The sequence below is a fragment of the Levilactobacillus yonginensis genome (genome assembly GCF_003946265.1).
Lineage (GTDB): Bacteria > Bacillota > Bacilli > Lactobacillales > Lactobacillaceae > Levilactobacillus > Levilactobacillus yonginensis.
In genome coordinates this window covers 46,717-73,086 of sequence record NZ_RHNO01000014.1, presented here as the reverse complement: position 1 = coordinate 73,086, position 26,370 = coordinate 46,717, and the positions used below count along the sequence as shown (strand labels likewise).

The following is a 26,370-nucleotide window of genomic DNA, read 5'->3' as shown; positions in this document are numbered from 1 at the left end:
GGGTTTGATACCAAGTATCAAACCGCCCTACACATATTTGGTTTGTCGAAACAATGTTCAGTTTTCAAAGGTCTACCAAGTTATTAACGAAACGATTAACGCTCCGTGACAACTTTTAAAGTATATCATGCTGTCAAAATCCTGTCAATCAATTTTTAAACAACTTTTTGAATAAATATCGAAGTTATCTGAATCAATTGAATAATTATTCTCAACAACGTTTACTACTATATCAAGAATCAAGCAGACCGTCAAGCCTTTTTTTAAATTCTTTAGCAGTGAAATCTCGTTGCTGTCATAATGTTTGTTCCGGTTAATGACAACAAAAAATAGTTTACCAATATCCAGCCGCCTGGTCAAGGGTAAAATGAATATTTACTGAAATAAATTGCAACTTTACCCGTTAAGGTCCCCTATTCCCCCCTACTAACCACTTAAAAACCCCCACTACCAGTACTGGTAGTGGGGGTTCCTTTGAATCTGTGGTCTACTTCAATTCAGGCGCATCGGTTTTATAGTCCGTGGTCTTACCATCATTCTTGGCTAATGCACTCGTCTTTTCCTTCTTTTCCGCCTCAGCCAATTTCTCCATAGCTGGTTTGTACTTATAGGTAAAGGAAGACTTATCAACCTTGGTAAATCCAGTTGGTTTGTAGAACCGTAGCAAATCACCATAGATCACCCGATCAGATAACGAGAGTTCCGTCGTTACGTGATTCTGCAATTGATCGACTGCCTTCTTCTGAGCCGTCGTCAATTTGAGCACATCCCCAGTCTTCGTGTCATAGACAGTCCCCCCAAGCTTGGTGTACTTCGGTGAAACAAAGTTACCATTCCGGAAGGCAACCGTCTGATTCCGATTCTTAGCCAGTAAGTCCTGGCCAAACTGCACCGTATCCGTGTTCTTGACCCCTAACAGATCCAATAGCGTTGGCAAGACATCAATTTCGCCACCATAAGTGTGATTGATGCCACCCTTGAGTCCGGTAGCGTGAATCATGAACGGTACCTTTTGGAACTGAGCTAAGTCAAAGTTAGTGACCTTACTCTTCCCTAATAGCTGGGCAATAGCTGGTCGGTGATTATTTGAAATACCGTAATGATCTCCATACGCCACAATCACACTGTTCTTATAGAGCCCGGCCTTCTTCAGGTAGGTTAAGAATTCAGCAAAAGACTGATCCAAGTAATGGGCCGTTTGAACATATGGGTCCACAGTCTTGTCCCCAGTCTTAGTAGCTGGGAAGTCCGTGTTCCTCTTATCTAGTTCGTACGGGTAGTGGTTCGTCAAAGTAATCAGTTTTGCATAGAACGGTTGCGGTAACTGTTCAATATACTTAGCCGATTGCTTGAAGAAAATCTTATCCTTCAGTCCATACCCCACCGTATAACCGGATTTCTCCGTATAGTAGCTGGAGCTAAAGAAATATTGATAGCCCCATGACTTGTAGGTATTGTCCCGGTTCCAGAAACTTGGCACATCCCCATGGAATGCGGCCGTCGTATACCCAGCCTCTTGATTCAGAATAGCTGGCGCTGCCTGGAACGTATTTTGTGTCCCATAGGTCGTCATTGCCGACCCCTGTGGTAACCCAAACAGAGAATTTTCCAACATCATTTCAGCATCAGAGGTCTTCCCCTGTGCGACTTGATTATAGAAGTTATCAAAGGAAAGGGTGTTCTGATTATGATAGAACTTATTCAGAGTCGGTGTGACTTCCTTCCCGTCAACCTTATAGTCGAGCAAGAACTGTTGGAAACTCTCCAGATGAATAACAAAAACGTTCTTCCCCTTTTCCTTACCGTAGTAAGAGACATTGGGACTGACCCGATTTTGTTTGAGATACTTCAACACACTCTTCATATCACTGGCATTGGCACTCGCCCGCGTTGCGCTTTCCTTTTGGGTCTGGTAAGCGTTAAAGGCCGCGTACTCGTTCAGCCCGAGGTACTTCACGATATAGTTGTTATCAAATGTTCGCGTCAAGAGTCCTGATCGGTCAGCGTTAGCCATTCCGAACTCCGCAAACATGAGACCAAACGATAGGACTGTGATTGAGAAAGCATACCGCCGCTTAAATGGTCGCGCATCAATGCGAATCACGTGCGTAACCAGTAACACAATCAAGATAATGATATCCAGATAAACAAAGAAATCATATAGATGGGTAATCTGAGCCATACTCTTCCCCAGATTATTCCCAACGTCACTGGACCCCTTCATGATCCCAAATGAGAGAAAGTCCGAGAATTCCCGGTAGTAAAGGACGTTCGCAAAGATCCACGTCGACTCTAACACATCGATGATCATCATCAGCCAGTAGGCCAACCGTCCCCGGAAGTAGAGGGCAATACCAAATACCAATAAAGTTGCCGGTAGTGGATTGATTAGCAGTAGAAACTGTTGCACACTCCCCTTTGCACCTAAAGTGAATTCGGTTTGATAGGCAATATAAGTCTTTACCCAAAATAGAACGATGACTAACAGGAAGAAGCCCATTCGGGTATTCAACCAGTTGGTCTTCCGTTTAAAAAAGTTCGCCATGAGACAGCCTCCAGAAAATAATTAACATTACTACAGTATAGCTGATATCGAAGGGTAATCAATTCGATTCAATAACCTTTGAAAAAATTCAATGTTTAGTCTAAAAAAAACAAAACTATGGCACCCATAGTTTTGTTAGTTATCCGTCAGTAAATCGAATAATTCGATAGCGACTAAATCAATGTTATCAAACTCGAAAGTTGTTTCCGGATTGTGTTCGGTTAATGTGTAAGTGTGGGTCAATTGGTTAAATACGACCGTAGCTTGTTCCACGCCTTCTTTTTCAAAACGACGGGGTTGTGGCTCGTCGGTAGCATCTTCTTGCATCGCCTTTAAGCGATTGATAATGCCAATCAGTTGAGATTCTTCCATGGTTGGTCCCCTTTCTAGCTTTCATAATGATTTTACCAAACTTAAGCCACTATGGCACGCCCAAATCCAGAAAATCTTAGTCATTTACCTGATTCTTCTCTTCGACGACCTTATCTGGACGGATTACCATCGCAATCAGACCGGCAAGCATCCCCAAATAATAGGTCAACAGACGCCATAAAATCATCGCTAAGACTAATTTACTATTCGACGTGATGTAGCTTCTAAAAATCATTTCAAAGCTATACTCTGCTCCCCCAGAACCTCCAGGGATAGGAAATAGTGAAATCACCATCACGATTAGAATATGCAGGCTGATTACCATCACAATGCTGGCCGACGTGTAACCGAGTGCCAGCATAATAAAATACGGAATTAGGTAGTAAAACATCAATTGGAAGAAGGTAATCACAAAGACTCGCAACATGAGTTTCCCTTGTCCGCTGATTCGGACACTCTCCGCATAAAACGAATCGATCTTCCCATTGATGTTGGTTTCCATACGGTCAAACCGTGCTGGCTTCATAAACCACCGCATGGGATACAGGACGACCCCAACCATTTTCTTCGTGAACGCGTACCAGAACATGACCATTAACAAGCCGACAATCACCGCAAAGTGAATGGTAAACCCGAAAACGACCAGCCAAGCCAGTGCATGCAGTTTATCCTGAATGCTGTGGAACCCAATCAACAACGCAAATAGGAAGTTGATGACAATCATAGATTGGTAAACCACAAATTTCATCAACAGGACCGAGCTGGCTTTACCCGCATCGACCCCCGTCTGCATCAGCGCAATCAGTTGTGCTGGTTGCCCACCGGATGAAAATGGCGTAATCCCATTGAATAACTGTTCGACCATGGGAATCCGCAGAGCGTCTTTAAACGTGAAACCGGTAATGCGGTCAGAAATGAAGACCTTTACGATCCACGCTTCCAACCCTAAGTATATCAACATACACAAGACGGCGACCCCAAACCACCAAAAGTTAATGTGTACGAAATCATTGATCAAAACTGAAAACTTAATGTCACGGAGTGAATAGGCAAAAATGGCAATCCCCAAGAGTAACATTACAGCTAGTACCCATTTATTTCGACGTGACATTCAGTTACCCCTCTTTAGCTTGTTGCTGATAGAATTTAAGCCAAATCTCCGCTAAATGTTCTTCGGAGTAACGGTTGGCTGCCGCCAGACTCTTTTGGTGCCAATGTTCTAAGGCAACCTCATCCGTTGGTAACGTTTGAAGTTGCGCATTCATTTCATCATAGTCTTTGGCTGGTTGATAGTCGCCAGCAATAATCGCCTGGTAGAGATCTAAGTCCCGCAATAAAACGGGCGTCCCCGTACTAAATGCCTCTAAGACCGACATTGGGAATAATTCATTGAACGATGGTAGTAAGAATAAGTCCGCCATATCATAATAGTCAACGAGTTTGTCCCGATCAACGATTCCCGGAAAGCTCAAGTTAGCCGGCGGATCATCAACGACCTTCTTCAGTGCCGCGTAACCATCCGTCATCCGCCCAAACGAAAAGCCCCCAGCCCAGATAAACTGGAGGTCTGGATTATTACGAGCAAGCTTGATGAAGTCAAATAACCCTTTACGTTCCTGAATCTGACCAGTTCCCAGAATCGTGAACCGGTGCTCATCATACCCATACTTCTGCCGTAGTGCGACCTTTTGTTGGGCATCTACTGGATAGAATTCATCGCGGCTAACAAAGTTTGGAATGTACGTCACCTTTTCTTCAGGGATTCCCGCCGCCACTAACTTCGGAATAAACGTTGGGTTGACCACCACAATGTGATCCATCCGTTTGTAAAAGGCAATCACATACTTGTAGAAGATTGCCCGAAATGGTTGGGGAATCTTAACACTACCCTCCAACGTTTCCGGCAGAAAATGGACGTAGCCCACCTTACGGCCCCGGTGTGGGAGAAAGGTCGACAAATAGTACGAGAAATTAATCGTATGATAGTGGGTCAAGTCGACCCGGCGGTACTTATTCACGGACACATCAAACTCATCACTCAACCGTGTGCGTAACAGATTCATGAGTTCCAGGTAAGCACTCCCCACACCCTGACCCTTGACGGAATCGGCTGCAGAAAACATGTTGATTTTTAGCATTCAAAAACTCCTCTAATCAGTAAAGTCCGGGGTATCCTCGTGGGAGCGCTCATAGCTAGCCTGTGCGTCCTGATAAAATTCAATCACGTGTTGACCAAACGTATCCGCTGAAATCTCAGACAGCGTCCGCGCCAACAAGTCAGGATCCTGCTCTTCATCCCCATGAAGCAGGTAATCAACCACATTTTTAATCATGGTATCGGTCGTACGGTAGGTCACGCCTAAAGTCCGACTAGATAATAGGTCATCCGTATACGGGCTGGTCATGACCACGATCTTGGTACCAGCCGCCATGGCCTCAATATACGTTAATCCCTGCGACTCCGAATCGGAAGACGATAGGAACACGTTAGCCATGTGATAGTAACGGAAGACTTCATCGTTATTGACCTCACCAGTGAAGGAAACGTGATCAGTCAGACCAGCTTCTTCCGTCTGCTTGACCAAATCTTCATGCGCTGGACCTTCCCCAACAATTAAGAGCTGGGCGTTAGGCACCTGCGCCAGAATCTGTGGCATCGCGGCAATGCTGGCCTTAATGTTCTTTTCGTAGGCCAACCGACTCAGTGATAAAATGACCGGCGTATCAGGCTCGTAACCCAATTGCCGTCGTAAGTTAGCTGTATCGGGTTGCTCGTACTGGTGTAAATTGACCCCAGTTGGAATCACCCGAATCGGTGCTTTGACCCCATAATCAGTTAAAGTCGTCAACACCCGGTCACTTGGTGCCACCACCCCAGTGAGGTGATAACAAAAAGCTAACGTCCCCTGTTTAACATGAACGGGCTTAAGAATTTTGCCATTCGCCACGTAGTGCAGATAATCTTCATACATGGTGTGATAGGTGTGTAGACACGGGATTTCCAAATTCCGCGCCACAAACTTACCGATCCAGCCCATCGAAAACTCCGTCTGGGTATGGACCACATCCAAATTTAACTCCTTCGCAATCTGGTAAGCCTGAAACAGCCCCCGGACTGCGATTCGGCGGTCAGTAAAGGACACGAACGGAATACTTTGGAACCGAAAAACGTTGCGTTCATAAACATTCTTCTCAACGTGTGGGTCGGTCGTGGTGAATATGTAGACCTGGTGCCCCTGCTTTTCCAGCTGGTCCCGTAACGTCTTAATAGACGTTGCTACCCCACTTACTTGAGGGAAATAGGTATCCGTAAATATGCCAATGTTCATCGCCAATCCCCCTTGATTTTGTGCTTGATTAAAAAAATAACCAGTATCTCTATTGTACAATCAACACAATTATATGGGTTTGCCTAGGTGATTGCAAACCACAACCGGTTGCATTAAACAAAAAGAACGCTTCCAGAGATAAACTGCTCCAGAAACGCTCTAATATGGTTTTATTTCCAGCTAAGTGCAAACGTCCGCGTAGCTAGTTAACAACGTTCGGTGCGACTGCTTGAACCATCGTGATAACCTCTTGACTGGTGCTGGCCGAATTTAACACAGTCTCCACTAAGGACGCCAAGTCATGGGCCTTTAATTGCCCAATCAACTCACGCGTATGGCCAAGCTCATTCGCTCCCATTGAGAACTCATCGAGACCCATCCCCAACAACAGTGGCACAGCAATCGGATCACCGGCCATTTCACCACACATTGCCACTGGGATACCGGCCGCATGACCGGCCCGAATAATGCTATCGATCAACCGCAACACGGCCGGATGATAGGGTTGATACAGGTAGGCCACGTCAGGATCCGTCCGATCTGCTGCTAACGTATAGCCAATCAGATCGTTGGTCCCAATGCTCATGAAGTCCACCTCTTGAGCAAAACGGTCCGCTAAAATTGCCGCTGCAGGAACTTCAATCATCATTCCCACGTGAATCTGCCCCAAAGGAATATTGGCAGCCGTCAACTGAGAACGCTCATCATTATAGATAGCTTTGGCCTGCCGGAACTCATCCAACGTTGCAATCATTGGAAACATAATATTGAGGTTGCCGTACGCCGATGCACGCAAGAGTGCCCGCAGCTGACTGCGAAACATTTGCTGATGCGCTAAGCTTTGACGAATAGCCCGTGCCCCTAAGAACGAATTTTGTGTTTGACCAGCCACCTGATACGGCAATGATTTATCCCCACCAATGTCTAGTGTCCGCATGACCACGGGACGTGGCGCTAATTTTTGTAAAATATCACGGTACGCCACGAACTGTTCGTCTTCGGAAGGCAATGAATCGGTCTGCATATAGAGAAACTCCGTCCGGAATAACCCCACTGCCTCGGCACCGCCTTGAATGATGGCCGGTAAATCAGCAGCCGTTTCCATATTCGCGGCCAGCAGAACATCTACCCCATCCTTCGTCAGGGTGCCGTGATTCGTTTGTTCCGCTAGCTTCGCAGAATTAGTACGCTGTTTTACCATCGTCACCTTCGCATGGTACAGCTCGGCCGAACTCGGTCCCAACGTGACGTTACCTAACTTCCCGTTCATCACGACCGTCTCACCATCTCGCAGCTGGGTGGTCGCAGTTTGGGCCCCGACCACCGCTGGAATCCCCTTTGCACGAGCAAGTAAGGAAACGTGTGCAACACGCCCACCCAAGTCCGTAATGATCCCCAGGATATTCGACATGTCCGTTGGAAAAGCGTCACTAGAAACCAGTTCGTGGGCCACCAAGATAACGGGATGGTCAATCAACGCAATGTCAGGTAACTTGACCCCTAATAAATGAGCCGTGACGCGTTTCGTCACCTGGTGAAGTTGGGTCAATCGTTCTTCTAAATACGGATTATCCTGCAGCGGTTGGTCGACTGTTTCCAGTTGCGCAACCGCTCGACTCAGTGCCACCTCAGCATTGATGCGTTGTTCATTAATAATCTGTTCAACGTGTTTGACCAGTTCAGGATCCTTTAACATGGAAATTTGGTGACAAAAAACCTGAGCACCATCAGCGCCCAGGTTCTTCGTTACGCGAGTTTTAATCGTCTCAACTTCCGAGGTAGCAGCGTCAAGGGCCTGATGGAATCGTTTCAATTCGTAATCAAGATTTTTGATTGACCGGGGTGAACAGCTGAGGTCCGGATCAACCAGTCGGTAGACTGGCCCACAGACCACACCGTCACTCGCGGCAATTCCCTTGAGCATCGCTCTCATTAGTCAGACAAACCCTCTTTTTTCATTGTTTCAGCCACAGCACTCATGGCGTCAGCTTCGTCATCACCGTCAGTCGTAATGGTAATGTCAGCATTTTGGCCAACACCCAAGGACATAACACCCATGATAGACTTCAAGTTAACGGACTTGTCTTGGTATTGCAAGCTAACTTCAGCGTTAAACTTGCTGGCTGCTTGTACTAATAAAGTTGCGGGACGTGCATGGATCCCAGTTTCTGCTGTAACATGAAATTCGCGTTTTTCCATAATTGATCGATCTCCTTTAAGCTTAGGTTGACTACTTACCGACATAACCCGCCTTGACCTTGCGCATTGGCCAAACAACCATTCCACGAGCTACGCCTACCTACTAAGAATATCAATCTCAGCAGTAAATTACAAGCGCTTCATGAACCGCTTACATGAAAAAATTAAGATTCCGTATCTTCGCCAGCGTCATGATCGTAGTGATAGATGAGTTGGCCGTTCTTTTCAGCCTGACCCACGACCCGTTTCCTGGTCTCAAATGCCATGAAGGCCCGCTGAAACGCGGGGAATTCTGCTGGCGTTACCGTAAAACTATCTATCTTCTTGTCCTTTAATTGGTTCATTAAATCGGTATAGTCTTTATCCAACTCGCCACCCCTATTCTTGATGCCTTTCATATTCTACGGTGAAAACCGCGTCAGGTCAAAAATTTAGCAATTTTCTAAAAATGTGGTCGTCATTTTAGCATTCTACCTACGAGAGTGCTAAAATGTAGTCGTTCGCTGGAAATAGCCCAGCTACCGGGATTCATCCGCCAAACAAAATACTTGCAAGGCGAGTCGAACGCGGTATAATGTGGTCAATGGTCAAGAAAGGTCAAACGACTTTTACAACGACCGCGTGGGTTTTCCCACGAGAATTCCAGGCAAGAAAGGAGACGACAAGATGCTATGTCAAAATTGCCACCGCAATGAAGCAACAATTCACCTCTATATGAGTGTGAACGGGCAGCGGCAACAAGTTGACCTATGCCAAAATTGTTACCAACTGCTTAAGCAGCAACAAAACGATTCTGGAAATGGAGGTGGCCGTATGGCACAAGATCCATTCGGCTTTGGTAACCTGGATGATATTTTCCGGGCCATGCAAGGCGGAAACAATAACCAAGCAGATTACCGGCAATCTTCCGCACAAAACGGTCAGCCAACCCAACCATCCGGCGGTCAAGGTTCCGGCGGGAAGGGCCTACTCAGTCAGTACGGCTTAAACCTGACGCAACTCGCTAAGGATGGTAAGATTGACCCCGTCATTGGTCGGGACAAAGAGACGGCTCAAGTCATCGAAATTCTCAACCGCCGGACTAAGAATAACCCTGTTTTAATTGGGGAAGCCGGTGTTGGGAAGACTGCGGTCATCGAAGGTCTTGCGGAACGCATTGTCGAAGGCAACGTTCCCGAAAAGCTTGCCAATAAACAAATTATCCGTTTAGATGTCGTTTCACTGGTTCAAGGAACCGGGATTCGAGGTCAGTTTGAACAACGGATGCAGCAATTGATGAAAGAAGTTCAGTCTAGTCCTGACATCATCCTGTTCATTGATGAAATTCATGAAATTATGGGTGCTGGGAATGCCGAAGGCGGCATGGACGCCGGCAATGTTTTGAAGCCCGCCCTCGCCCGTGGCGATTTCCAATTAATTGGGGCCACGACGTTAAATGAATACCGCGACATTGAAAAAGACCAAGCCTTAGCACGGCGGTTCCAACCCGTAACGGTAGACGAACCTAGCGCTGACGAAGCGGTTGAAATCTTAAAGGGTATTCAGAAGAAGTATGAGGACTACCACCACGTTCATTACACGGATGACGCCATTGACGCTGCCGTTCGTTTGTCCGATCGGTACATCCAAGACCGTTACCTGCCCGACAAGGCCATTGACCTGTTGGACGAGGCTGGTTCTCGGAAAAACCTGACAATCAACGTGGCTGATCCAAAAGCGATTGATGAAAAGATCAAGTCAGCTGAAGATCAAAAGCAAGCGGCTTTGAAACAGGAAGACTACGAAAAGGCTGCTTACTACCGTGACCAAGTCACCAAATTAGAGAAATCCAAGGAATCCGCAACGAACGCGTCTGACAACCAGTCCGCTGAGGTCACCGTCAAGGATATGCAGGACATCGTTGAAGAAAAGACGTCCATCCCGGTTGGTGAGTTACAAGCTAAGGAACAACATCAACTGCAGAGTTTGGCCCCTGACCTGGAGAAACACGTCATTGGTCAAAACGAAGCTGTCGACAAGGTTGCCCGGGCTATCCGTCGTAACCGTATTGGGCTAAACGGAACGGGTCGTCCAATTGGTTCCTTCCTGTTCGTTGGGCCAACTGGTGTTGGGAAGACGGAATTAGCTAAGCAATTAGCTGATGAGCTCTTTGGTTCAGCAGATGCAATGGTGCGCTTCGACATGTCTGAGTACATGGAGCCGCACTCCATTTCTAAGTTGATCGGGTCCCCACCTGGCTATGTTGGCTATGAAGAAGCGGGCCAATTGACCGAACAAGTTCGGCGCCACCCGTACACGTTGATTCTGTTGGATGAAATTGAGAAAGCTCACCCCGACGTCATGAACATGTTCTTACAGATTCTTGACGACGGCCGCTTGACCGACTCACAAGGACGGACCGTTTCCTTCAAGGATACGCTGATCATTATGACCAGTAACGCCGGTACCGGGGATGCTGAAGCCAACGTTGGTTTTGGTGCCGCCGCTGAGGGAACCACCCACTCTGTCCTGGGCAACTTAACCAACTACTTCAAGCCAGAATTTTTGAACCGTTTTGACGATATTATTGAATTCAACTCACTCAGCAAGGAAAACTTGATGAACATTGTTGATTTGATGATTGGTGACGTTAACCAGATGTTGGCTGGCCAAGGCCTCCACATCCATGTGACGGAACCCGTTGAAGAGCAACTGGTGGCTAAGGGCTATAACCCAGCCATGGGTGCTCGACCACTACGGCGAGTGATTCAAGAAGAAATTGAAGACCGTATCGCTGACTTCTACCTCGACCACAGTGACGTTAAGAACTTAGTCGCCAAGATTGAGGACGGTAAGATTACTCTGGCCGCCGATAATGACGCCCCAAAGCCTTCTGCCGAAACTAGTAACGATGCTTCACCTTCCAAATAAATGATTTTTAAAGAAACGGTAGTGCTGTGACGCTACCGTTTTTTTATTGCCGCCAATTATGTCTCATCTCCCCTCCCAACATCACTGCATACTTATAATCTACGCAAAATATCCTCATATTTTGTCTCGGCTGGTAAATTCAGCTAAATTTCAATCGATCTAAACGCTCACCGCCCAAGTTCGCTGCTAACGACTAAATATTATGGTAGCTATCGTGGTTGGCTTAAGTGCTTCATGGGACTTGCAAGGCTACCAGTCTAAACAAAAAAACGCGTCCTGACTGGCACCAGACCCCAGAACAAGTCGCCAACCCAACTGCCGTTGGAAAAAGGCCTGCCGCCAACCGTTGGAATGCGGTATACTGTATTTTAAAGGAAACTTCTGGAGGTGAACTGACATGGCATTTTTTGACTGGCTACGCAATCTGATTGAACCCAATCAGAAGCGTCCGGCTCGGCGACCGCGACACGCTATTCAACGACCACAACGGTCACTGGATTCTGCTCCACATGAACCGACGGTAACCCCAGCGCCAAGTGCCACGCCCGTTACCCCACCCATTCAGTTGACTCAGAACCCTGACTTTTACATCTCTGAGCAACCGCAAGCCTTACCACAAGCAACGTTAGTCATTCGCTTGGTGGATATTCACGACCAGGCTCTCCAACCGGCCCTTGTGCTGACTGGTGACCTGGGTAGCTCGGTTCATTTTCACTTCCCTGAAATCCCGGGATACGCTCTCTGGGACATTCACGGGTTCACGCAAGACTTCATCTCACCTTACGGCCTGACGACCTTAATCTATGATCGTTGCTGGGGCCAACCGGTTATCAGCTACTTGGTCGACTTCGATTCCGGGAAGCTGTTACAGCTTCCCGTGATTCACCGTGGGCGGTTAGACGAAGGTTTCGCCCTGACCCCTCCTGACCTAGCTGACTATCATATCTTTCAGGCCCAGGGTCATCAACGGGGAACCTTCACGGACCAGAGCCAACAAGTGGTTTACTTTTACCGACGGAAATCCTGGCAAACGGTACAACGCGTTCATCAATTTGTCCGCTTGACCATCGACCACGACGTCTTCGACGAACCAGCTGGACAGCTCTACGATTATCAGTTCCCGGCAACCTCGTTATGGCGCCTATTTGGGATCATCACGCTAACCGATGGGAGCGTCTGGTACAACCTGGGCGGTGAGCAGTGGTTAAACGCGGCTGAAACGACAACCCAGGACCACCGGCAAACCACACTAGAATTGCCGCACCGCCGCAACTGGCAGCCCCAACCATTCAGTCAGATGGGGACCGTTGATTACGTGCCGGGCAAAGCTGTCTCGTACTACCAAGAACCCTACGGTGAAGTGGCTGGTCAACTTAAGCATGGCACCGACCTGGACATTCGCGTCCGCATCGTTGATGACCAACAACTGGTCTGGTTCCAAATTGGGCCAGATGCTTATATCAACGCCCGTTATGTGAAACTAGCACCCACCAAAACTATCTAAACTTGAACGAAAAAGGAACCGTCAGATTCTTCAATAGAATTTGACGGTTCCTTTTGATTTACCGGCAGGAAAACACCGTTGCGGTGATGATTTCCCCAAGCCTCCTAATCCAGTTCAGCCCGCAATTGCGCTGGGCGTTGCTGCTGGACCCGTTTCGCTAACTCTAACACCAGCGTTGGTAAGAACATTCCCGGAATCACCACTAGCCAAGCAACTGCTGGCAAGGAGACGAGACCGAACATTGCTTGTATCCCTGGTACCGTAGCAATCAGGATCACCAACGCTACTGCCAACAGGAGGGACCAATTGAGCACCGGATTGCGGCGCAGACTCCCTAGCGTCAGCGGCTGACGATCTTTGATAGCGTAAATATCGATCATGGACCCAACAGCTAACACCAGGAAGATCATGGTCATCCCAACCGTTGCTTGATTGTTGGTCAAGACGAAGCGACCCAGCGCATACACCCCAAGTGTCAAGAAGGTAAATGTCGTTGCCCGGATGGCCAACCGGCTCCCTAACCCGCGGGCGAAGAGACTTTCTTCGTTTGCCACCGGTGGTTGTTCCATGGCTTCCTTTTCACCTGGCTCCCGACTAATGTAGAATCCTGGAATCCCATCAGCCAACACGTTGATCAGTAAGAGCTGTTCCGCTAACAGCGGGGCACCCCAACCCATCAGGACCGCCCCAACCATCAAGAAAATCTGAGCAAAGTTCACGCCCACCAGAAATTCGACGGCCTTCAAAATATTTTGGTAGACCGTTCGACCTTCCTTGACTGCTGCGATAATCGTCGCAAAGTTATCGTCAGTTAAAACCATATCCGCAGCACCTTTGGAAACTTCGGTCCCCGTAATTCCCATGGCGATACCAACATCGGCCGCCTTCAGTGCCGGGGCATCGTTGACACCATCCCCCGTCATTGCAACCGTCTTGCCAGCCTGCTGCCAGGCCTGAACGATGCGAATCTTATCGGTTGGCGACACTCGTGCATAGACTGCAACGTTCTGAATCTTTGCTGCCAACTCAGCATCCGTTAGCGTTCGCAGTTCATCGCCCGACATTACCAGTTGACCAGGCGTCAATAGACCAATTTCTCTGGCAATCGCCTCCGCAGTCACCATGTGGTCCCCAGTAATCATTACGGGCTTGATCCCCGCCCGCTTAGCTTCCCGAATGGCGGGAATGACTTCTGGCCGAGGCGGATCAATGATTCCCACCAGGCCAGCAAACGTCAAATCAGTTGCCAGGCTCGCCCACTCTACTTTGGTGGTCGTTGGCACGACTTTGTAGCCCACTGACAGAACGCGAAGGGCATTCTGCCCAAACTCATCATGAATCCGCTTAGCTTGAGCCTGCTCACCCTGGCGCCAAGCTACTGGTAACCGGTCAAAAGCACCCTTCACAATAACCAGTTGTTCATCAGCTGACAGCCGATGGACCGTCGCCATTGTTTTCTTAGTCGAATCAAACGGGTCTTCAGCGACCCGTGGTGCGGCGTGTTCAAAGGCCTGCCGACTGTGATCATGACGCGCTAACCACCGCACGATTGCTAATTCGGTGGGATCACCGGTCGTCTTTTCCTCACCGGCCACGACCTGAATCTCAGCGTTCGTTGCCAAGCCTAAGTATTTCATCAGGTCGGCCCCTGCTGGTGACAAGTGCTCTGCGGCCATCGGGTTCTGGGTATTCGGTGTCCAGTATTGGGTAATGGTCATCTGATTTTGTGTCAGCGTCCCCGTCTTATCAGCGGCAATCACATCAACGCCCCCAATCGTTTCAACGGCATTGACCCGCCGCATGATGGCGTTACGCTTTGCCATCCGTTTGACCCCATGGGCTAGGCTGATGGTCACGATAATCGGTAACGTTTCGGGAACGGCCGCCACGGCCAGCGAAATACCAATCATTAAGCTGTCCGCCATCCCCTGATTTTGCATCCAGATACTCAAGGCAAAAATGATGAAGCCCCCAATAATAGCAAAACTAGTCAACCAGCCGGAAAGCCGGTTCAAACGTCCCTGCAGCGGAGTAGCCCGCTTCTTCGTCTTGTTCAATAGACCGGCAATTTGCCCCAATTCAGTTGCCATTCCCGTAGTGACCACCTGAACAACTGCTGTTCCCGCAGTCACGGCCGTTCCGAAAAAAACCTGATGGGCGTCGCGCAAGGCAGTGATGTCCGTCAACGTCTCCTTCGTAACTGGGACACTTTCCCCAGTCAATACGGCTTCATCTACGGCCAAGTTGGTACTGGATAGGACGATACCGTCCGCCGGAACTTGGTCCCCTGCTTTTAGCAACACCAGATCGCCTGGCACGACCTCCTTTGCCGGCGAAGACTGGGCAATCCCTTCCCGCCGCACAGTCGTGGTCGGTAAGCTCATAGATTGCAGTGCCGCCAACGCTTTTTCAGCCGAAGCTTCCTGATACATCCCAATCACCACGTTGATGACCAGAATGGCACCGATAACGAGCGGCTTCGTCCAGCCCCCACCCTGAGCTACGGCCATGTACGTTGCCAGTCCCACCGCAAACAGTAAGACTAGGGAGGAGACATCACTTAAATGGTGGGCGACCTGTTGCCACCAGTGGGGTTTCCGTGCTGCCACCAATTCGTTAGCGCCAACCTGAGCCAATTGCGTCTGTGCTTGTTGCGTTGTCAGCCCATCTTGGCCCGTCAATTCTACGTTGTTCATCTCTTTTCTCTTCATACCATTTTCCTCCGTTATATAAATGGATTATCCGGTTAATTACTATATACTTATTAAAACGAAAAGTTTTGTATACAGTATGGACGAATTGTGAAGATTCCTAGAAATTCGAAAAAAGCCTGTGAAACCACGCGTCAATTTCATGATAACGTCGCTACTAACCTACGCGCTCACCTGGCTATTCGCTAACCAATCGGTTGAAAGATAAATTGGCGTACGCTGGTCGCACTCCGGAAGCCAGGGATTACGTTTTAGCGTAGTAGGCTGCTGAAGGTCTTTCTTGAACCATTCTAACGAGCTATTTATAACGGAGCTCATAGTCTTTGGTTGGCAACAAAATTCCATGTAAGCCGAGAGGCAGCCAGATATGGGCTCAGGCGCGTCGTTCTGCTTGGTCAGTAGGTAAGACCAAGCTTGGAGACTCGGGTCTTTCGAGGCTTCAAGTTGCGTCCGCACCGTTCCAGCCCATATCTGGCGGCCGGTAAGGCGGAAAGCCACACTAAATTACACGCTAATATCATTGATGTCGCACACTTTAAGTATCATTCACAGTATTCAACGCTTCGGTAGATAAAAAAAGGACTGGCAAGCTGCCAGTCCTCTATGCTATCGCTGAATCCTATAGGTTCTTGTCCATGTTGAAGGTCAGCTTCGACAGGGTCAGTCCCTTTTCAATTAAATCATTGGTAAACTTCGTCGTAGTTGCGCGCATCGCTGCGACCACCTGGTGGTTTTGTTCAGTCAAGTAAGCGGTAAGTTCGTCTCCGCTCAAGTTCTGACTGCCGGCCAAAGTGTTCGCCACGTGCGTCCGCAAGTCCTGCTTGGCTGCCGTAACGTAATCCGTGTCTTGTTCAATGAAGTTCCGGTAGTGTGATTCAACGATCATCGACAACTTCCGGTACATCCAGTAGGCACTCTGGTCGTCCAGATGAACTGGTGTCTCACTGTAGGAAGGATCCGTATCAGTAGCGTTCGCAAAGAATGGCACGTAAGGGCTGAAAGCGGGCACCCCAAAGCACAACCAGAAGATGGCTGAACTTTCAGCTGGAACGTCATTTCTCAGTTGTAGAACGTGAGAATTTTGCGTCCGGTTCATAGAAATTGGCCGGAACTTCTTCCGATCAGCTTCTGGTCCCTGACCCAGTGGATCATACTTGGTTTCGTTGTAGTGCGAACTCAAAATGTATTCCACGTCTTCTACACTGATTTTGTGACTGGTCCGGCAAATAAATGGTAATTCGCTGGATTCTGGATCCTGTTCAATTTCTGGATTCAACACGTGTTGGCCAAACCAGACCCGTGGTGTGTTGTAGTGTCGATCCTTTTCCGTACTCGTCCCAAAGATATGCCGGAAGTTCCAGCCACTTTGGTCCGGGTTCAGGTGGTTCGTTGTGACAAATTCCTGAATTCCGTCGGAGAACATGAAGTTATCGGGATCATCAAACGTAACTTGTTGAATAGCAACCTGGTTGGCGGCCACAGCGTACGCATCGTCGGGAATCCGTTGCGCAACCCAGTGATGCCCGGTAACGATTTCCATGTACCAAACTTCATCGTGATCAGAGAATAACACCCCATTACCTTCAGGTGAACCATACTGCTTGATCAAGTTACCCAGGTAACGCACGCCATCCCGCGCAGAGTTGATGTAAGGAAGAACCATCGTCTGCAAGGAATCTTCGGCAAGTCCATCGGCAACGAGTGGATCGAAGGCTAGTGCTTGTGGATTACCGTACACACTTTCAGTGGCACTCATGGCCACGTTCTTCTCGTTAAACCCGCTTTCGGCGTAAACCCCTTCTTTATCGACCTCAACGTTTGGCGTTGCCAAATACCGGTAACCATCGCTAGGAATTGGGGCGGTGAACCCATTTTGGTTCGAGACCCAGGTCCGTTCTGGTTGGTCATGTTCGGCCGGGTGAACATAGAATCGTTGTGGTGTCAGTGGTAGGAAGGTGTCGTCGTTCCGGGCGATCATCGTTGACCCATCCACCGTGGCGAGCTTCCCCACCAACACTGTTGTACATGCGGAAAGATGCTTTGCTGCTTTCATGTTAAATATCCAACTCCTTTAAAAGTTCTACAAGCAATAGTGTACCCCTTTTCTGGCAGCAAGACTAGCTTCCCCTTTTTGTCCAGGTATCACCGAAATGGTAACACTTTCAAAAAAGTGTTGACATTGCCGATAAGTTGTCTAAAATAGAGTTGTAATCAATTGAGATTCATTTCACAATCAATCACTTGTGAAGACCGTCTCAATTGGGAAAAACTTGTTTTGGGAGGCAACATTCATGAAAGTTACAGTTGTAGGTTGTACACATGCGGGTACCTTTGCCATCAAGCAGATTTTAGCAGAACATCCAGACGCAGAAGTTACCGTGTACGAAAGAAACGATAACATCTCCTTCTTGTCCTGCGGTATCGCCCTTTACTTGGGCGGCCAGGTCGCCGATCCACAAGGCTTATTCTACTCCAGTCCTGAAGAACTGAAGAGCTTAGGCGCCAACGTTCAAATGAACCATAACGTCTTAGACGTCGACCCTAACCAAAAGACGGTAACGGTTGAAGACTTAACTTCACACGAACAAACCACTGAAAATTACGACAAATTAGTCATGACCTCTGGTTCATGGCCCATCATCCCTAAGATTCCCGGCATTGACAGCGACAAGGTCAAGCTTTGCAAGAACTGGGGCCACGCACAACAATTAATCGAAGACGCCAAGAGTGCTAAGCACATCACCGTTATTGGTGCCGGCTACATTGGTGCCGAACTGGCTGAAGCATACTCGACCACTGGTCACGACGTCACCCTGATCGATGCCATGGACCGCGTTATGCCTAAATATTTCGATCAAGAATTCACTGATGTTATTGAAAAAGATTACCAAGATAACGGCGTCCAACTTGCCATGGGTGAAACCGTGCAAAGTTTCACGGACAATGGGGATACTGTGACTATCAAGACCGATAAAGGCAGCTACGACACCAACCTGGCTATCCTCTGCATTGGTTTCCGGCCAAACACAGGTCTCCTAAAGGGCAAGGTCGACATGGCCAAGAATGGCGCCATTATTACCGATGACTACATGCGGTCATCCAACCCAGATATTTTCGCAGCCGGTGACAGTGCCGCTGTTCACTACAATCCAACCCACCAAAACGCCTACATCCCATTGGCCACCAACGCAGTTCGGCAAGGAATTTTGGTCGGGAAAAACTTAGTGAAGCCAACGGTGAAGTACATGGGCACCCAATCCTCATCTGGCCTAGCCCTTTACGGTCGGACAATTGTCTCGACGGGGTTGACCTTAGCCGCTGCTAAGATGCAAGGTATCAACGCGGAGCAAGTCCTGATTACCGATAACTACCGGCCAGAGTTCATGCCAACGACCGAACCAGTTATGATGTCACTGGTATTTGATCCAGATTCCAAGCGGATTCTCGGCGGTGCCTTGATGAGTAAGTACGACGTTTCACAGTCTGCTAACACCCTCTCCGTCTGCATCCAAAACGAAAATACGATTGATGACCTGGCCATGGTCGACATGCTGTTCCAGCCAAACTTTGACCGGCCGTTCAACTACCTGAATATCCTGGCGCAAGCTGCCCAGGCGAAGGTTGCTGAACTCGCAACCGCTAAATAATAATTAAACAAAAATGGCGCCACCCAACGTTAAGGGTGGCGCCATTTTTACTTGATTTTAGCCGATCACTTCGTTTGCCCTAGTCTACGGGACATCATTTAACGTCCACGTCATGGTTCCCTCATAAGTTCCCTCTGCTGCCCCGCTATTGATTTCTAGTAACAGGCCCTGATCTTCATTCCAATCAGCAGCAACGTCAGTCACCACGTCCGTATCGGCTGCCGTTCCTTGACCCACGGTGACTGGCACCTCATTGATGACAGTTGGTCCATTGGCATCGTAGTAGGACAGCGTCCCAGCCAAACGCCTACCCCTGGCCGTTTGAAATGGTGTACTCGTCACCTGGACCGTCCACTTAGCACCAGCTTCGCGGGTATCCAAGACCTGAACCCGCCAGTCTCCGGACCGCTTGACCCGTTGACTTTCACCCGTCAGCGTGACGTTGCGAAAAGTGCTGGCTTCCGCAACGGACCGAAAGACCAGCTGACGAGACACTGTCAGGGTATGGGTCAACGCGTTAGAGACATTGCCATAAGGATCCTCTACCGTGAGAGTCAGCTGATTGTCTCCTGCCTTTAACAATTTGGCTGGGACCGTCATCGTAAACTGACCGCTTGAATTGTCCGCGCCAGCAGGCATCTGAAAGTCTGGTAGCGCAGTTCCGTTAAGTTGCGGATGAACCGTAATATCTGTGTTCTCCAAGTGAGCGCCATCCGGGATGACCACCTGTGCCTTTACCAGACCGTCAACCCCTGGTTTCACCGTCTGGGTATTACCAGAGAGCGATAGCAAATGCAGGTCGAATTTTGGATTAACAGTTACCGCTGGTGTAGCCGTCGTAACGACACCGTTGACTGCTTTAAAGGCACTGCTAACAGCCGGTACAGGCGTCGGTGTATCAACATCCGCTGCCACCCCGGTCAGAGAAATGGTAGCGGTTGCATTTTCATCTGACAAGGCTTTCGTTAATTGATAGCTGAGTGCCTGCTCGTTCAGCCCGGCCAATGAAATCTGATTACTAGAACCGTCAGCATAGGTGATAGTCGCCCGCTCATACGTGAGGTTTTGCGGTAAATTCAGCTCTGCAATAACATCCTTCCAGGACTGTTTACCCGCAACGTAGGATAACTGATACGCCAGTTTGAATGCATCCCGACTCTTTAAGACATCACCATCCGTCAGTGTTTTACCAGTTGTCATATTCGTTAGGGTGGCCGTTGCTTCGGCATCAACGAGTCCAGGAACCTCTTCAAACACCACCAGGTTATTCTCATAACTGTCTCCCGTGGCACCGGTAAATCCCCAACGAATCTGACCGCTGTCGTCAGGATCAATCTTTTTACGATCCAGTTGCACGGTGGCGGAATGACCGACTTGGTCCGTCCCGGTAATGGGATTCTTGTCGTCGAACGTGTAGGTCATCTGCTGCGTGTTTGCCCGCCAGTCCAAGCTTAAATGATGCCAAGAACCGTTGGCCAACAACGTGTAATCACCGTTGATCACGCCATTATGAGTCTGAGTGGCGTAATAACCAACACTATAAAACGGCAACAGTGTCGAAGTCCGTTGCATCTCATAGGTATCCTGATCACCCGGATAGTTGCTGGCAATGTGGGGCCCCTTCAGCCCAACGTCAAATGAATCAGCATCCCCAGCGTTGCCGTAATTGGTCGACGTGTTCAAATGGGTATCAAACTCCAACGCCCAGCTATTTTGAATGGCTGACTGGGCTACCTTCTCTGAGGTTGTTTGCCTTTTATCCGTATCAACGCCCCAAACACCCAGTGTTTCCCCGGAGACCGTCTTACCAAAGCTGGGTGTCGCGGCTAAGTCGCGGCTATCATTTTGAAAGACCAGCGCCATCCCATCGGCTGCCTTCTTCCCAGTATTTCCGAAGTAGAGCCACATTGAGGCCGATTGATTTTTATCTAGCTGGAAGAAATTATCCGCGGTCGACCAGAGGGCCCCAAATTGCTTCTTGCCGTTCGTGACCTTGGCCGCTTGGGTTCCAGTAATCGCCGGGTTAGTGGTTCCCACCACCGCGGCCTGATTATTGCTGGTCGTCCCCGGTGTGAAGATATTATCTAAAGAGATTCCCTGAGGGGCGCTTCGTAGCGCTTGATCATAATCTGCATCCGCTTGTGCCACCACACCCATAGTTGCCAGTACCCCAATACCAATTAACAGTCCCCACCATTTCTTGACTGCCATCGTCATCGCTCCTCTCTACCCCTGAAGTTGTGGGCGCCAATGGTGTGCCCCCATAATGATTCTGCAAATAGTTTAGCACGATTTTATTTATAGCAAGCTTTTTTGCCAAATTTCGTAGACGGCTATTCGAAATTTGACCTGCTAGGTAAATAATTCGTAACGCCCTTGTCGAGAAAAAGTAACTTCCCCTTCCAACGCGGTCACTTGAGCAGCTTCGCCACAATATCCAAAAATGGTTCCGGAAATCTTCATCAGATTTCCAGAACCATTTTAGGTGACATTCTTTTAAATTGCGTCATTTTAGACGCTTAAGTCCTAATTAAAGCTTAGCTGTCAATTCAACGTCAGGATACTTATCCTTGAACCAACGTTCAGCAAATTGGTTTTCAAAGAGGAACAGTGGCTCACCATTGTTATCCTTCACCAACAGGTTCCGGGATGAAGACATCCGTTCATCCAGTTGGTCAGGGTTGATCCACCGGGCCGTCTTCTTGCCCATTGGTTCCATGATAACTTCTGAGTTGTACTCATTTTGCATCCGGAATTGGAAGACTTCAAACTGCAGCTGACCCACGGCACCCAAGATATAATCACCGGTTGAGTAAGACGTGTACAGTTGTACGGCCCCCTCTTGCACCAGTTGATTGATTCCCTTGTGGAAGGACTTCTGCTTCATCACGTTCTTAGCTGCAACCCGCACGAAGAGTTCAGGCGTAAACTGTGGCAGTTTTTCAAACTTGATCTTATTCTTACCAGTATAAATAGCGTCCCCAATTTGGAAATTCCCCGTATCGTAGAGGCCAATGATATCCCCGGCAACGGCCTTCTCCACGTTTTCACGGGTATCCGCCATAAACTCGGTCACGTTGGAAAGCCGCAACTTTTTTCCAGTTCGTTCTTGCATAACGTCCATACCACGGTCAAATTCTCCGGAACATACCCGGACGAAAGCAATCCGGTCACGGTGATTCGGGTTCATGTTCGCTTGAATCTTGAAGACAAACCCAGAGAACTCTGAATCCGTTGGTGCAACATCCGTATCCTCTTCCGTGTGGTGGGAAGCTGGTTGTGGCGCGTACTGGAGATAAGTTTCTAGGAACGTCTTAACCCCAAAGTTAGCCAACGCTGAACCAAAGAAGACGGGGGTTTGATCCCCACTGGCAATTTTGGCTTCATCGAATTGATTGCCAGCTTCACCGATCAATTCCATGTTATCACGCGCATCTTGGTACCACCCGTCATCCTGTAAGTCATTTGGTTCAACGAGGTCGCCCTCGTCATTTAATGGCAAGTATTGATGGTCCTCATCGTCCGGACGGAATAAAGCCACACGTTGGTGGTAACGGTCATAGAGACCCTTCAATTCACGCCCCATTCCGATTGGCCAGTTCATGGGATACCCTTCAATGCCCAAGACATCTTCCAGTTCAGCAATCAGGTCCATTGGATCCCGACCATCCCGGTCCAGCTTGTTCATGAAAGTAAAAATCGGAATGCCCCGCATCTTACAGATTTGGAACAGTTTCTTAGTCTGTGGTTCGATCCCTTTAGCGGAGTCAATCACCATGACGGCGGAGTCAACCGCCATCAACGTCCGGTACGTATCTTCAGAAAAATCCTCATGTCCTGGGGTGTCCAAAATGTTAATACGCTTGCCTTGGTAGTTGAACTGCATCACGGAACTCGTCACAGAGATTCCCCGCTTCTGTTCAATTTCCATCCAGTCAGACTTGGCGAAGTTCCCACTCTTCCGGGCCTTAACGGTACCGGCTTCACGAACAACACCCCCGAACAGCAGGAGTTGTTCAGTAATCGTCGTCTTCCCGGCATCGGGGTGAGAGATGATGGCAAAAGTTCGGCGCTTATCGACCGCTGATGCTAATTCTTTTTCGTTCATATTTTTTCCTCACAAAATTTTATTTTCGTTTTTAAGTTTATCCAGTGATTTTCAAATTTACACAGCGCTTTGATTTTAACACATTTAGCGGCACAATTCACTGTTTGTTGGGCCGAGCCACTTTTCGTGGTATGATAATACAATGAAGTTTATTTAGAAACGGGTGAAACTATGTCGGCGAGTACCGAAGCCTTTTTAATACAAGCACTCTTTATTCTAGGCGCCATCGTAGTGGTGGGTGCCCTGATTGGACTCCTAGTTGCTAGAAGCCAACGAAAGCCCCTGCGACCAATGATGAGTGTTATTCTCTGTGGTGCGGGATTAGTGGTCATTGCCGCACTGCTCAGCACACTCCTCTTCAAGAGCTATGACAACTTTCAGGTCAAGAAGGATCAATACTACGAGATTACCAGCCTGACCAATAACATGCACGCTTCCTTGGCCAGCAGCCGGACGACCAACCAACCGGTCAGTCCCCAAGCCAAGAAGGCCAGCAAAAATGTGACCTACCTGATCAAAAATTTAAAGCAACCCAAGTCTTCCGTCAAACTAGCCGAAACTGCCCAGCAGCAACTGACGCAGGACAAGCACCCTGACGTCCAGCTCGTTCGTCACAATTATCGGCAGATTTTGCACCACTATTTTGCGCAATTGACGGATTCCGCCAGCACCCAACAACGGCTCACTAAGCACGCCTACGATAAAGTTGTAACCTACCACTAAGGTCTGCGACCAATGGCATCTGAAGAAGTAGCGTGAGACTAAAGACAATCAACCAGTAAGCACCTCTTCAGCAAAGTAAACCGAAAGATAAGAAATGGGTCAAGGACAAAAGTCCTTGACCCATTTTGCGCTCCGAACGTATATAGCTGAAACGTGCGACCAAAGGCAGTCAGCTCCGCTTAACCCCGATAGACAAACAATCCAAGACCAGGATTATTCGCCTATCGACGTTAATGCTCACTGACTAATCGCCTTTGGTCCCACTCTCATTTCGTATAAACAAGTTTAGCTATTCTTTTCAATCTGTTGAACTACGTAGTTCACAATCTTCAAGGAACTTAACCCATCATCGATAGCACAGAAACGACGGTAGAAGTCCATGAATTTGGTATCCCCACTCATGTCTGGTGTCTGCAGCTTGGCAGCTACCAAGTCGAGCAACTGGTTTTCGTCGTGTGCAATTTCACCCGGCAAGTCCTTCTCGTAGTCGAGGTAGAAGCCCCGCAGTTCATCTTTGTACATGTGATAGTCGTACGGGTAGAACAGGATTGGTCGCTTGAGGTAAGCGAAGTCGAAGAACACGGACGAGTAGTCGGTGATCAACATGTCACTGACTAAGTAAAGGTCAGAAATGTTGGGATGGTTGGAGAAGTCAAAGACGACCCCTTCGTACCCACTGATATCCAACGCATTACTGATCAAGTAGTGCATCCGCAGAACCAAGACCGCATCCTGACCAAATCGTTCCCGGAATTCATCCAAGGAGAATGGCAGTTCAAACGTGTATTTCCCCTTCTCAGCAAACTGGTTATCCCGATAAGTTGGTGCGTAGAGCACGACCTTCTTATCCAGTGGAATTCCCAGTTGCTCCTTCAAAGCCACCACATCGTCTGGCGTACTGTTGATCAGTTCGTCGTTCCGTGGATAACCAACCTTAAGAATCTGGTTGTTGAATCCAAAGGCCGACCGAAAGATCTTCGTGGAATAGTCGTTAGGCGAGACCAAGGCATCCCACCGGTTGGCCTCACGTACAAAGTTGGCGTGATACTTGGCCGTGGTGGTTCCAGGCATCGACACGTTCTCAATATCCAGTCCCAATTTTTTCAACGGCGTTCCGTGCCAAGTCTGAATGTACGTCACATAATTGGGCTTCCGTACCCAGGATGGAAAACGGGCATTACTAATCCAAAAACTGGACTTTTCCAGCGTTCTTACCCACTTCGAGGTCCGACGAATAACGAACGGAATCCCATTTTCCTTACAGAATTTCTTCTGCACCCGGTCGATCGACCAGACAAAGTTAAATCCAGGATAGAGTTGCGTAAACAATTGGTAGATTGCGTATGGTGAGTCACTGACCTGACGCCCACCAAAACTTTCAAAGATAATCGTTGGTTGGTCGTATGGTCGGTGACCACGCTTGAACAGCCGCCGCATCCGGAATAAGTTCACCTTATCCATCAACATCGACAACAGCCGAGTAGCGCCCCCCACTTTACCGGGGATGTTAGCCAAACGCTGTGGTAACGTAGGGGCAGCTGTTTCCTGCACCCGAATCCCGTTGTCATACCGCTTCTCTAAGATTACTAAGCGGTGACTGCCCGTAATGGCTTGCGTGACCTGACCAGCAAGTGACTTAGCCAATACGACCCGCTGTTCCAAGTCCTCACCGTCAACGGTCGACCGGATAAACAGTTGCTGCGTCGTGTTTGCCGCTAAATCAGATAACGGAATAGCAGCAGTGAACAGTCCATGAATCCCCATCTTCGTGATGGGCCACTCTGCGGAACTATCCTGCTGCGTATTCTTCAAAACCAACCGTTGATTTTCAATGGGTTGGTTGTTCAAGCGACTGCGGCCAATGACCTGCAACTGATCATTTTGCAAGTTGATTGCATTGATGGTGAAGTCAGATTTGGCCTGTTGCGTGTGCATGTTGAATAACGCCATCCCGTTGGCATCACTGTTCACTTGATAGAAACTCGTCAAGGATAGTTGATGACGGTCACTCAGGTATTCACTTTCCACCTGAATAAGGCCCCGAGTATGTTGTTGCTGTAGATTAAGGTACAACTCCCAGCTAAACTCACTTTGGCCTTCCTGGGAAAACTGCAAGTCGTTGGCATCCACGCGAATTCGAACCACTTCAGCACTGACGACCTTGCTGATGGGGAACGTGATGGAAGCCTGTGTCTGCTTTTCTAAGAAGGTGACCGCTAAGTCATCGAATGGTTCTGGGACGTCGATCAATTCAAGTTCGAGTTCTTGTTTATTTTTCTTATGATGTAATCCAGATAAAATCGCACGCACGATGGAAAAACT

17 protein-coding genes are annotated in these 26,370 nt (G+C 48.5%); 4 read left to right on the top strand and 13 right to left on the bottom strand.

What is annotated here, in order from left to right:
• Positions 1 to 487: 487 nt before the first annotated feature.
• The 8 genes from EKM87_RS08430 to EKM87_RS08395 form a co-directional block, all read right to left on the bottom strand.
• Positions 488 to 2,545, bottom strand: coding sequence for an LTA synthase family protein (locus EKM87_RS08430; protein ID WP_125683756.1), 2,058 nt, complete (start codon positions 2,543 to 2,545; stop codon positions 488 to 490).
• 135 nt (positions 2,546 to 2,680) lie between these two features.
• A complete protein-coding gene (locus EKM87_RS08425; protein WP_125574787.1) occupies positions 2,681 to 2,917 on the bottom strand; it encodes a YkuJ family protein in 237 nt (78 codons plus the stop codon).
• A gap of 76 nt (positions 2,918 to 2,993) precedes the next feature.
• Positions 2,994 to 4,028, bottom strand: coding sequence for a lysylphosphatidylglycerol synthase transmembrane domain-containing protein (locus EKM87_RS08420; protein ID WP_125683754.1), 1,035 nt, complete (start codon positions 4,026 to 4,028; stop codon positions 2,994 to 2,996).
• A gap of 4 nt (positions 4,029 to 4,032) precedes the next feature.
• Entirely contained in the window at positions 4,033 to 5,055 is a 1,023-nt protein-coding gene (locus tag EKM87_RS08415) for a glycosyltransferase family 4 protein (protein WP_125683752.1), read from the bottom strand.
• 12 nt (positions 5,056 to 5,067) lie between these two features.
• Entirely contained in the window at positions 5,068 to 6,246 is a 1,179-nt protein-coding gene (locus EKM87_RS08410) for a glycosyltransferase family 4 protein (protein WP_125683750.1), read from the bottom strand.
• 202 nt (positions 6,247 to 6,448) lie between these two features.
• Entirely contained in the window at positions 6,449 to 8,179 is a 1,731-nt protein-coding gene (ptsP, locus tag EKM87_RS08405; RefSeq protein WP_125683748.1) for a phosphoenolpyruvate--protein phosphotransferase, read from the bottom strand.
• Entirely contained in the window at positions 8,179 to 8,445 is a 267-nt protein-coding gene (locus EKM87_RS08400; protein WP_125683746.1) for a phosphocarrier protein HPr, read from the bottom strand. Before EKM87_RS08400 ends, ptsP begins: the two co-directional genes overlap by 1 nt.
• Before the next feature lie 164 nt (positions 8,446 to 8,609).
• A complete protein-coding gene (locus EKM87_RS08395) occupies positions 8,610 to 8,813 on the bottom strand; it encodes a hypothetical protein (protein WP_164506463.1) in 204 nt (67 codons plus the stop codon).
• Positions 8,814 to 9,111: 298 nt separating this feature from the next.
• Between EKM87_RS08395 and EKM87_RS08390 the strand changes: the two genes are divergently transcribed.
• Positions 9,112 to 11,355 carry an ATP-dependent Clp protease ATP-binding subunit gene (locus EKM87_RS08390; RefSeq protein ID WP_125683744.1) on the top strand — a complete coding sequence of 748 codons (2,244 nt, stop codon included), beginning with the start codon at positions 9,112 to 9,114 and terminating at the stop codon, positions 11,353 to 11,355.
• Positions 11,356 to 11,752: 397 nt separating this feature from the next.
• On the top strand, positions 11,753 to 12,859 hold the full coding sequence (locus tag EKM87_RS08385) for a MucBP domain-containing protein (RefSeq protein WP_125683742.1): 1,107 nt from the start codon (positions 11,753 to 11,755) through the stop codon (positions 12,857 to 12,859).
• Positions 12,860 to 12,963: 104 nt separating this feature from the next.
• Here the strand turns inward: EKM87_RS08385 and EKM87_RS08380 are convergent, their stop codons facing one another.
• Positions 12,964 to 15,570, bottom strand: coding sequence for a cation-translocating P-type ATPase (locus EKM87_RS08380; RefSeq protein ID WP_125683740.1), 2,607 nt, complete (start codon positions 15,568 to 15,570; stop codon positions 12,964 to 12,966).
• A gap of 619 nt (positions 15,571 to 16,189) precedes the next feature.
• A complete protein-coding gene (locus EKM87_RS08375) occupies positions 16,190 to 17,623 on the bottom strand; it encodes a C69 family dipeptidase (RefSeq protein WP_125683738.1) in 1,434 nt (477 codons plus the stop codon).
• Positions 17,624 to 17,861: 238 nt separating this feature from the next.
• Here EKM87_RS08375 and EKM87_RS08370 point away from each other — a divergent pair, with 238 nt between their 5' ends.
• Entirely contained in the window at positions 17,862 to 19,217 is a 1,356-nt protein-coding gene (locus tag EKM87_RS08370; protein ID WP_125683736.1) for an FAD-dependent oxidoreductase, read from the top strand.
• Positions 19,218 to 19,301: 84 nt separating this feature from the next.
• Here EKM87_RS08370 and EKM87_RS08365 read toward each other — a convergent pair whose 3' ends face one another.
• Positions 19,302 to 21,428, bottom strand: a complete 2,127-nt coding sequence (locus EKM87_RS08365) for a lectin-like domain-containing protein (RefSeq protein ID WP_125683734.1) — start codon at positions 21,426 to 21,428, stop codon at positions 19,302 to 19,304.
• A 319-nt stretch (positions 21,429 to 21,747) separates the two neighbouring features.
• Entirely contained in the window at positions 21,748 to 23,325 is a 1,578-nt protein-coding gene (locus EKM87_RS08360) for a peptide chain release factor 3 (protein ID WP_125683732.1), read from the bottom strand.
• 171 nt (positions 23,326 to 23,496) lie between these two features.
• Here EKM87_RS08360 and EKM87_RS08355 point away from each other — a divergent pair, with 171 nt between their 5' ends.
• Positions 23,497 to 24,048 carry a hypothetical protein gene (locus EKM87_RS08355; protein ID WP_125683730.1) on the top strand — a complete coding sequence of 184 codons (552 nt, stop codon included), beginning with the start codon at positions 23,497 to 23,499 and terminating at the stop codon, positions 24,046 to 24,048.
• A 285-nt stretch (positions 24,049 to 24,333) separates the two neighbouring features.
• Here EKM87_RS08355 and EKM87_RS08350 read toward each other — a convergent pair whose 3' ends face one another.
• A complete protein-coding gene (locus EKM87_RS08350) occupies positions 24,334 to 26,358 on the bottom strand; it encodes a CDP-glycerol glycerophosphotransferase family protein (RefSeq protein ID WP_125683728.1) in 2,025 nt (674 codons plus the stop codon).
• Positions 26,359 to 26,370: the final 12 nt, after the last annotated feature.